Source organism: Actinotignum sp. usb-actsch-213 (assembly GCF_059085665.1).
In genome coordinates this window covers 1-9321 of sequence record NZ_JBHNSQ010000067.1, presented here as the reverse complement: position 1 = coordinate 9321, position 9321 = coordinate 1, and the positions used below count along the sequence as shown (strand labels likewise).

The following is a 9321-nucleotide window of genomic DNA, read 5'->3' as shown; positions in this document are numbered from 1 at the left end:
CCCCGCTACCGGGGAACTTGTTTAGGAGAACATTCCGTAGCCGGCTCCGAGATCGAACTCTTGGAAGTCGGTATACGGGAAGGTGTCATCGAACATATCGAAATCGGTGGCGGCAAAGCCGTTGTTCTTTTCGAACTCCACCCGGGCTTCGGCAGTCGGTTCGATCTTGGCCGAACGCATTGTCTCCAGGCCGGTGCCGGCCGGGATGAGCTTACCGAGGATAACGTTTTCCTTCAGACCCTCGAGCGGATCGGACTTGGAATTGAGCGCGGCCTCGGTAAGGACGCGGGTGGTCTCCTGGAAGGAGGCTGCCGAGAGCCAGGAATCCGTGGCCAGGGAGGCCTTGGTAATACCCATGAGCTCGGGGCGCCCGGAGGCGGGCTTGCCACCTTCGGCCATTGCCGCGCGGTTCTCATCTTCAAAGCGCGCCACGTCCACCAATTCGCCCGGCAGCAGCTTCGTGGTTCCCGCTTCCAGCACGGTGATACGGCGCAGCATCTGGCGCACGATCACTTCGATGTGCTTATCGTGGATTTCCACGCCCTGGGAGCGGTACACGGCCTGCACTTCAGAAACGATATGTTCCTGAGCCACCCGGCGCCCGGAAATACGCAGCACCTTCTTGGGGTCCACGCTACCTTCCACGAGCTGCTGGCCGACGTTGACGTGACCACCTTCGGGAACGAAGAGCTTGGCTCGCTTGGACACCTGGTAGACAAGGTCCTCTTCACCGTCGTCGCGCTGAATAATGAGCCGACGCACGCGCTCCCCATCCTCGATCTGAAGGTGCCCGGCCGCTTCCGCGATCGGGGCTTCGCCCTTCGGGGTACGAGCTTCGAAGAGTTCCTGCACACGGGGAAGACCCTGGGTGATATCGTCCGCCGAGGCCGAACCACCGGTGTGGAAGGTACGCATCGTCAGCTGGGTACCGGGTTCACCAATGGACTGGGCGGCCACGATACCCACGGCCTCGCCGATATCGACGAGCTTGCCGGTGGCCATGGACCGGCCGTAGCACTTGGCGCAGGTGCCGGTACGCGACTGGCACGTCAGCACCGAACGCACCGATACCTGAGTGACGCCGTTCTCGATAAGGTGCTCGATAATCGCATCACCCAGATCGGTTCCGGCCGCGGCCAGCACTTCGCCATCTTCGGATACAACATCCTTGGCCAGAGTACGGGCGTACACCGAGGTATCCAGCTGCGGATCGGGAATGAGGGTGCCGTCCGCGCCCTTTTCCGCGATGGTCTTGGTCAGGCCGCGGCTGGTCCCGCAATCGGATTCGCGCACGATGACGTCCTGCGCCACGTCCACGAGGCGACGGGTGAGGTACCCGGAGTCGGCGGTACGCAGCGCGGTATCCGCCAGGCCCTTACGAGCACCGTGCGTCGCCACGAAGTATTCGAGAACCGACAGTCCCTCGCGGTAATTCGAGGTAATCGGGCGGGGAATAATCGCGCCCTTCGGGTCGGCCACCAGCCCGCGCATACCCGCGATCTGACGAACCTGTTCCCAGTTACCGCGCGCCCCGGAGGACACCATGCGGTTTACGGTGTTATCCGCGGTGAAGTTTTCGCGCATTTCCACGGCGATCGCGTCCGTCACTTCCGACCAGAGGTCCACGAGGTCGCGACGGCGATCCTCATCCTCGATACGGCCGGTCAGGAACTGGTTTTCGATAACCGCGGCCTTCTTTTCGGCTTCCGCCAAAATTTCCGGCTTCGATTCGGGTACGACGACGTCCGATACCGCGATGGTGGCGCCACTGCGCCCAGCCCAGTAGAAGCCAGCTGACTTCAGGGCGTCCAGCGAGGCGGCAACGTAGACCTTCTCGTAGCGTTCAGCCAGGCGATTGACGATCCCACCAAGGACCTTCTTGTCTACCGTCTCATTGACGTAGGGGAAGTCCACGGGGAGCGAATCATTGAAGATTGCGCGGCCCAGGGTGGTTTCCAGCAGCAGCCGGTCCCCTTCTTCGAAGTTCTCCGGGGCCTTCCAGCCACGCGGGGGAACAACATCCGCTTCGAAACGAATCTTGACCTTGGCATTCAGGTCAAGACTGCCCATGTCGTAGGCCATCCGCGCTTCATCAATGGAGGTGAAGGAGCGGCCTTCCCCGGTGGCGCCGTCGACCTGAGATGTCAGGTAGAACAGCCCGATCACCATGTCCTGCGAAGGCATGGTCACGGGGCGTCCATCAGAAGGCTTGAGGATGTTATTCGAGGAGAGCATGAGGATGCGCGCCTCGGCCTGGGCTTCCACTGAAAGCGGAAGGTGCACGGCCATCTGGTCGCCGTCGAAGTCCGCGTTGAAGGCGGAGCACACCAGCGGGTGCAGGCGGATCGCCTTACCTTCAATCATGAGCGGCTCGAAAGCCTGAATACCCAGGCGGTGCAGGGTTGGGGCGCGGTTGAGGAGCACCGGGTGCTCGCGCATAACCTCTTCGAGAACGTCCCACACCTCGGGACGCTGGCGGTCGATGAAACGCTTGGACGCCTTGATATTCTTGGCGATTTCCAGGTCTACGAGGCGCTTTTGCACGAAGGGCTTGAAGAGTTCCAGGGCCATAACACGCGGGAGTCCGCACTGGTGCAGCTTCATGGTCGGACCCACCACGATAACGGAACGGCCCGAGTAGTCCACGCGCTTACCCAGGAGATTCTGGCGGAAGCGGCCCTGCTTGCCCTTGAGCATATCGGAAAGCGACTTGAGGGGGCGGTTGCCCGCACCCTGCACCGGGCGCCCGCGCCGGCCGTTATCGAAGAGCGCGTCCACGGATTCCTGGAGCATGCGCTTTTCGTTATTGACCATGATCTCCGGTGCACCCAGATCCAGCATGCGCTTGAGACGGTTATTCCGGTTGATCACGCGGCGGTAAAGATCGTTAAGATCGGAGGTCGCGAAGCGGCCACCGTCCAGCTGCACCATGGGGCGCAGATCCGGCGGAATCACCGGGAGAGCATCAAGCACCATCGATTCGGGCTTGGTATCCGAATGCAGGAAGGCATTAACCACCTTGATGCGCTTGAGGGCGCGGGCCTTGCGCTGGGCGGTACCCGATTCGATAACTTCAACGAGCCGGTCATGTTCGGCCTGCAGATCGAAGGACCGCAGCCGGGCCTGGATAGCTTCCGCACCGCGGGCGGCCTTGAAGTAGTCGCCGTAATGCGCGTCCATTTCGCGGTAGAGATCTTCGTCGCCTTCCAGATCCCCCACCTTGAGCTTGGTGAAGCGATCCCACATGGTTTCCAGGCGCTCGAGTTCGCGATCCGTATTCTTGCGGATCTTTGCGAGGTCATTATCGGCCGCGCGCTTGATCTTCTGCTTCTGGGAATCGGTTGCGCCATCCTCTTCAGCCTGCGCAAGCTCCTTTTCGAGCTCCTGCTGGCGGGTTTCGAGGGTGACATCCCGGTTCTTTTCCAGGGCGCGGCGCTCCAGTTCGTATTCGGACTGGAGGGTGGGCATATCCGCGCGGCGAGCCTCTTCATCGACTTCGGTCACCATATAGGCAGCGAAGTAGATGACCTTCTCGAGGTCCTTAGGTGCCACGTCCAGGAGGTAGCCCAAGCGCGAGGGCACGCCCTTGAAGTACCAAATATGGGTGACGGGAGCGGCGAGTTCAATATGGCCCATCCGCTCGCGCCGTACCTTCGAGCGGGTGACTTCCACGCCGCAGCGTTCGCAGACGATGCCCTTGAACCGCGGCCGCTTGTACTTACCGCAGGCACATTCCCAATCGCGGGTGGGCCCGAAGATCTGTTCGCCGAACAGACCGTCCTTTTCCGGCTTGAGGGTGCGGTAGTTGATAGTTTCCGGCTTCTTCACCTCACCGTGCGACCAAGCACGGATATCATCCGAGGTTGCCAGACCAATGTGGAGCTGGTCAAAACGATTAACGTCGAGCAAGATTCCTACTTCCGATGTTGTGCGCCACTAAGAAGATTTGAGAGTTTAGAAGTCGGCTCCGGTGGACAGATCCTCCAGACCGGTCTGCAGCACGGGCTCCTCCGGGCCGGCCGCAGCGCGCATGCGATCTTCTTCCGCATCCTGGAGGTCGATGACCTGACCGGATGCATCGAGAGCTGCCACATTCAGGCACAGCGACCGCATTTCCTGCATCAGAACCTTGAAAGATTCTGGAATACCAGCTTCGGGGACGTTATCGCCCTTGACGATGGCTTCGTACACCTTGACGCGGCCCACGGTGTCGTCGGACTTGATCGTGAGCATTTCCTGCAGGGTGTGCGCGGCGCCGTAAGCTTCCAGGGCCCACACTTCCATTTCACCGAAGCGCTGGCCACCGAATTGTGCCTTACCGCCCAGGGGCTGCTGGGTCACCATCGAGTACGGACCCGTGGAGCGGGCGTGGATCTTATCATCCACAAGGTGATGCAGCTTGAGCATGTACATGTAACCAACCGAGACCGGATCCGGGAAGGGATCGCCGGTCCGTCCGTCGAAGAGCCGGGCCTTGCCGAAGCGGTTGACCAGGGTGTGGCCTTCCGCATCCGGGAGGGTGGACTGGAGAAGTCCATCCAGCTCATCGGCCTGGAGACCGTCGAATACCGGGGTGGCAACCCGGGTGCCCGGGGCGGCCTTGACGGTATCTTCGGGAAGGCGCAGCGCCCATTCTTCGCCCGCTTCCCGGGCGGCGCTGGCATCCCATCCACGGGAGGCCACCCAGCCCAGATGCAATTCGTAAACCTGACCGAGGTTCATACGGCCAGGAACGCCCAGCGGGTTGAGGATGATATCAACCGGGGTGCCATCTTCCATGAAGGGCATATCTTCCACCGGAAGAATACGGGAGATAACGCCCTTATTTCCGTGGCGGCCGGCCATCTTATCGCCCACCGTGATCTTGCGGCGCTGGGCGATGTAGACGCGAACGGTTTCGTTGACATCCGAGGGAAGTTCGTCGTTATTTTCCTTGTCGAACTGGCGGATATCGATCACGATGCCGGATTCGCCGTGCGGAACGCGCAGCGAGGTATCGCGAACTTCCTTGGCCTTTTCCCCGAAGATAGCGCGCAGCAGGCGCTCTTCACTGGTAAGTTCCGTTTCGCCCTTGGGAGTAATCTTGCCCACGATAATATCGCCGGCGCGCACTTCCGCACCGATGCGAATAATTCCGTGGTCATCGAGGTGCGAGAGCATTTCCTCAGAGACGTTGGGAATATCGCGGGTGATTTCCTCCGGGCCGAGCTTGGTATCACGCGCATCAACCTCGTGTTCCTCGATGTGAATCGAGGTGAGGAGGTCATCGCGCACGCAGCGCTCCGAGAGGATGATGGCGTCCTCGTAGTTGTAGCCATTCCAGGACATAAAGGCCACGAGCAAGTTCTGCCCCAGCGCGAGTTCGCCACCTTCGGTAGCGGCGCCGTCGGCAATAAGAGTGCCCGCTTCCAGGCGATCCCCAGCGGATACCACCACGCGCTGGTTAATGCAGTTACCGGGGTTGGAACGCTCAAACTTGGACATCTTGTAGATGACGTGGCGCCCGTCGTCCTGCTCCACGTGCACGGCATCGGCGTCCACTTCGGTGACCACACCGGGGGCCGCGGCCACCGTCACGTCACCGGAGTCAACCGCGCAGCGCATCTCCCAGCCGGTACCCACGTACGGGGAAACCGGGCGGATCAGCGGCACAGCCTGGCGCTGCATATTCGCACCCATAAGGGCGCGGTTGGCGTCGTCGTGCTCGAGGAAGGGAATCATGCCGGTACCGATGGAGACCATCTGGCGCGCGGACACGTCCATGTAATCGATTTCGTCTACCGGAACGAGAGCCGGCTCGCCACCCGGAACGCGCACGAGCGCTTCTTCTTCCAGGAAGTGGCCATCCGCATCGATAGGTGCTTCGGCCTGGGCGATATTGTGGTTATCTTCATCGCCCGCCTGGAGGTAATCGATCTCATTCGTGACCCGACCATCGACCACGCGCCGGTAGGGCGTTTCGATGAAGCCGAAGGAATTGATCTGCGCGAAGGAGGCCAGCGAACCGATGAGGCCGATGTTCGGACCTTCCGGCGTTTCGATGGGGCACATGCGCCCGTAATGCGAGGGGTGCACGTCGCGCACTTCCATGCCGGCACGATCACGGGACAGACCGCCCGGGCCCAGGGCCGACAGGCGGCGCTTGTGGGTCAGGCCCGCCAACGGGTTGTTCTGATCCATAAACTGCGAGAGCTGGGATGTTCCGAAGAACTCCTTAATCGCAGCGACGATCGGCCGGATATTGATGAGCGAGGAGGGCGTAATCGCTTCCACTTCCTGAGTGGTCATGCGTTCGCGCACCATCCGGTCCAGGCGCGCCAAACCGGTGCGCACCTGGTTCTGGATAAGCTCACCGACCGCGCGCACGCGGCGGTTGGAGAAGTTGTCAATATCATCGGTGCTGACGCGCACCGGGGTGGCACCTTCAGCGCAGAGGATGGTCGGGAATTCGCCGTCCTCCCCCATGCGGTCCATGCCCTGGTGAAGGGCGAGGAGGTAGCGCAGCGCCGCGGTGATATCCGTAAGCGTGAGCTGGCGGGCGGTGTTATCTTCCGGCAGGCCCAGCTTCTTGTTGATCTTGTAGCGCCCCACCTTCGCGGTGTCATAGCGCTTGGGGTTGAAGTAGAAGTTATTGAGCAGGGTACGGCCAGCTTCCGCCGTGGGCGGTTCACCCGGGCGCAGCTTGCGGTACAGATCCTGCAGGGCTTCTTCCTGGTTGTGGACGGTGTCCTTTTCCAGGGTGTCAATGAGAATGGGGAATTCGGAGAAGGTTTCGCGAATTTCCGATTCCGTCATGCCCAGGGCTTTGAGGAACACGGTCACCGACTGCTTACGCTTGCGGTCCACGCGCACGCCCACCGCATCGCGTTTATCGATCTCAAATTCCAGCCAGGCACCGCGCGAGGGGATGACCTTGGTGTTGTAAATATCCTTATCGGAGGTCTTATCCGCGGTGCGTTCGAAGTACACACCCGGGGAACGCACCAGCTGGGAGACAACCACGCGCTCGGTACCGTTTACGATGAAAGTACCGCGGTCCGTCATGAGCGGGAAGTCGCCAATGAACGTGGTCTGCGACTTGATTTCGCCCGTTTCGTAGTTCTGGAATTCCGCAGTGACGTACAGGGGTGCCGAGTAGGTGAGGTCACGTTCGCGGCACTCGAGGATGGAGTACTTCGGTTCCTCGAGATGCGGGGCGGAGAGCACCAGGCCCATGGTTTGCGCGGCATTTTCGATCGGGGAAATTTCTTCGAAGATTTCTTCGAGCCCGGACTGAGCGCCGGGGTTTTCCGCGACCCATTTATCCGAGCCGATCAGCCAACCGAAACTATCGGTTTGGAGGCCGAGCAAATTCGGCACTTGCAGTGGTTCATGGATTTTCGCGAAAGATACGCGGTCAACAACCGGCTTGCCGTTATGTGCAGCGAGCGAGTATGTGCGCGAAGCAGCCAAAGTGGATCCTTCCCTGACGAATCTGGCAGAAGGACAATCCAGTCACCCTCACCGAAAACCGCGATATCACGCCAAAAAGCGCTGCGGAGGTGATCAAGGGCATAGGAGTGTCAACGCAAGTTTCTACACTACACGTTTTAACGGCAAGAACCAAGACCCCCGGCCTATGCGAGGGGTCACACACAGGGATACCAGCGCTAGGCGGTGCCGGTATCTCGTCCGAACTTCATCGTCCGAAAGTACTTTCGCACAAGAACGGCGTACATGCAAGTGCGGGCGCGTCGAGGCAGCTCAACGCGCCTCTCTGGTAGCACGACGACGCCGCCGTCCCGCGTGGTCACCTCCCCTAGCGCAGGCGTTTTTCAAGAGTCACCTCAGCGCAGTACCCTTCGAAACCATGGGCGGCGTAGAGCCGACCGGCCCCGGTGGAACTATGGGTATCCACGTCTAATCCAACCGTGGCATACCCGGCCCGTGCCGCGTTCGTAATAACGCGATCCACGAGCTGTCCGCCCACGCCGCGCCCGCGCACCGCCCGCAAGGAGCCGAGATATTCGATATAAAGCTCCCTGCCATAGTCATTCGCGAGGGCGTAGCCCACCACAGCGCCGGTTTCCTCGCTGTGCGCTACGACCGAGCAGTCCAGGCGCATGCGCCACCCGGTGAGGAAGGAGTGCCAGGACGCGGCGTCGTAATCATAACGCCCGTAGTGATCACGGAACGCTTCGGCATGCGCGAGGCGGAGCGGTTCTTCGTCGGCGAGGGTGGGGGCGCGGAAAGTCACGCCGTCAATGTGGACGGCGGGGAGCTGCGCGGCCTCCCGGCGCATGACTTCGTATTTTCGGGTGAGGCGGTAGCCGAGCTCCCCCAGGGCCGCGTTGGTTTCTTCTGCATCATCATCGCGGGCGACCTGCACCGACAGCCCGGAGTAGCGAGTCTCGGAACGTTCGGCGAGCCCGATGGCGAGCTGCTCGCACCGGCTGAGGAGTTCGGGGAGGTACGTGAGGTCCGGGCAGGCATAGCCGATATAAATATCGAGGTCATCATCTTGGTCGACGTCGCCCATGATGGACACCGTGGCTCCGGCAAGGAGGTGCTCCCCACGGTACAGCGCGAGGGTTTCGGTGGCCGGATCGACCTCAGGATTGGCAAGGAAATCGCGTAGATCACGCTCGGTGGCGGAGTGGAGCAGGGAGGGATCCGCGGCTCCCAGCGCGGCCCAGGCCGGGATGTCGCTCGGGGTGAGGGGGCGCCAGCTGAGGGTTTCACTTGAGCCCGGGTTCGGGCTTTGCTCCTGAGGCGATTCAGGGCTCTGGTTTAAGCACGATTCGGGGCTGTGATTCGTCGTCGTTTCCTGCGTCATCTTCACGTTCGTTTTCGTTATCATCGTTGAGTTTGTATGAGGGCTCGTTTCCGGCCCGTCTCCGAGGCGTTTCCGGCTCGTTTCCGGGGCGAGCTGGTATCCGTTTCCGGCCCTGTCTCGGGCTTCGCATCCGCTTGTGCACCGATGCTCACCCGTGCCAGTGTAGCCGGCGACAACCTTCTTGCGTACTCTCAAAGTGCGCATTTCGAACCATCGCCCCCGTCAAGTGCGCGTAGAGACACAAAATCGGGCGCAAACGGTGCTCTTACGCGCACTTCGTTTCGGCCATCATCGGGACCAACCCGTTGCCACCTATTGCCGTCCAGCAAAGTGGTACTGGAGAACATCGGGCTTTGCAAAGTGGTACTCCACGACAGAAAATCGTGGTTTGGCTGTAGCTCCAGTACCACTATGCAATCCAGCACGGCGATGGACGGCCAGCATCGCTGAGCCTCACAGCCTGGAAACCAAACAAGCGGATACGCCGGGGCGTATCCGCTTGTGGA

At 61.0% G+C, this 9321-nt stretch carries 3 protein-coding genes; all 3 read right to left on the bottom strand.

The annotated features are described in order from the left end of the window. Window positions 1-21 precede the first annotated feature (21 nt). The 3 genes from AC5RK6_RS06955 to AC5RK6_RS06945 all read right to left on the bottom strand — a co-directional run bounded on the left by AC5RK6_RS06955 (window position 22) and on the right by AC5RK6_RS06945 (window position 8839). Entirely contained in the window at window positions 22-3909 is a 3888-nt protein-coding gene (locus tag AC5RK6_RS06955) for a DNA-directed RNA polymerase subunit beta' (protein ID WP_320757514.1), read from the bottom strand. A gap of 45 nt (window positions 3910-3954) precedes the next feature. Further along, window positions 3955-7452 (bottom strand): DNA-directed RNA polymerase subunit beta, encoded by a 3498-nt coding sequence (gene rpoB / locus AC5RK6_RS06950; RefSeq protein WP_016443113.1) that lies wholly within the window; start codon window positions 7450-7452, stop codon window positions 3955-3957. Window positions 7453-7798: 346 nt separating this feature from the next. Next, the gene (locus tag AC5RK6_RS06945; protein WP_320757513.1) at window positions 7799-8839 is read right to left on the bottom strand and encodes a GNAT family N-acetyltransferase; all 1041 of its coding nucleotides are present in this window, start codon (window positions 8837-8839) and stop codon (window positions 7799-7801) included. Window positions 8840-9321 lie beyond the last annotated feature (482 nt).

Coding starts and splice junctions, on each gene's coding strand:
- AC5RK6_RS06945 (WP_320757513.1), bottom strand. CDS start 8,839: ATGATAACGAAAACGAACGTGAAGATGACGCAGGAAACGACGACGAAT.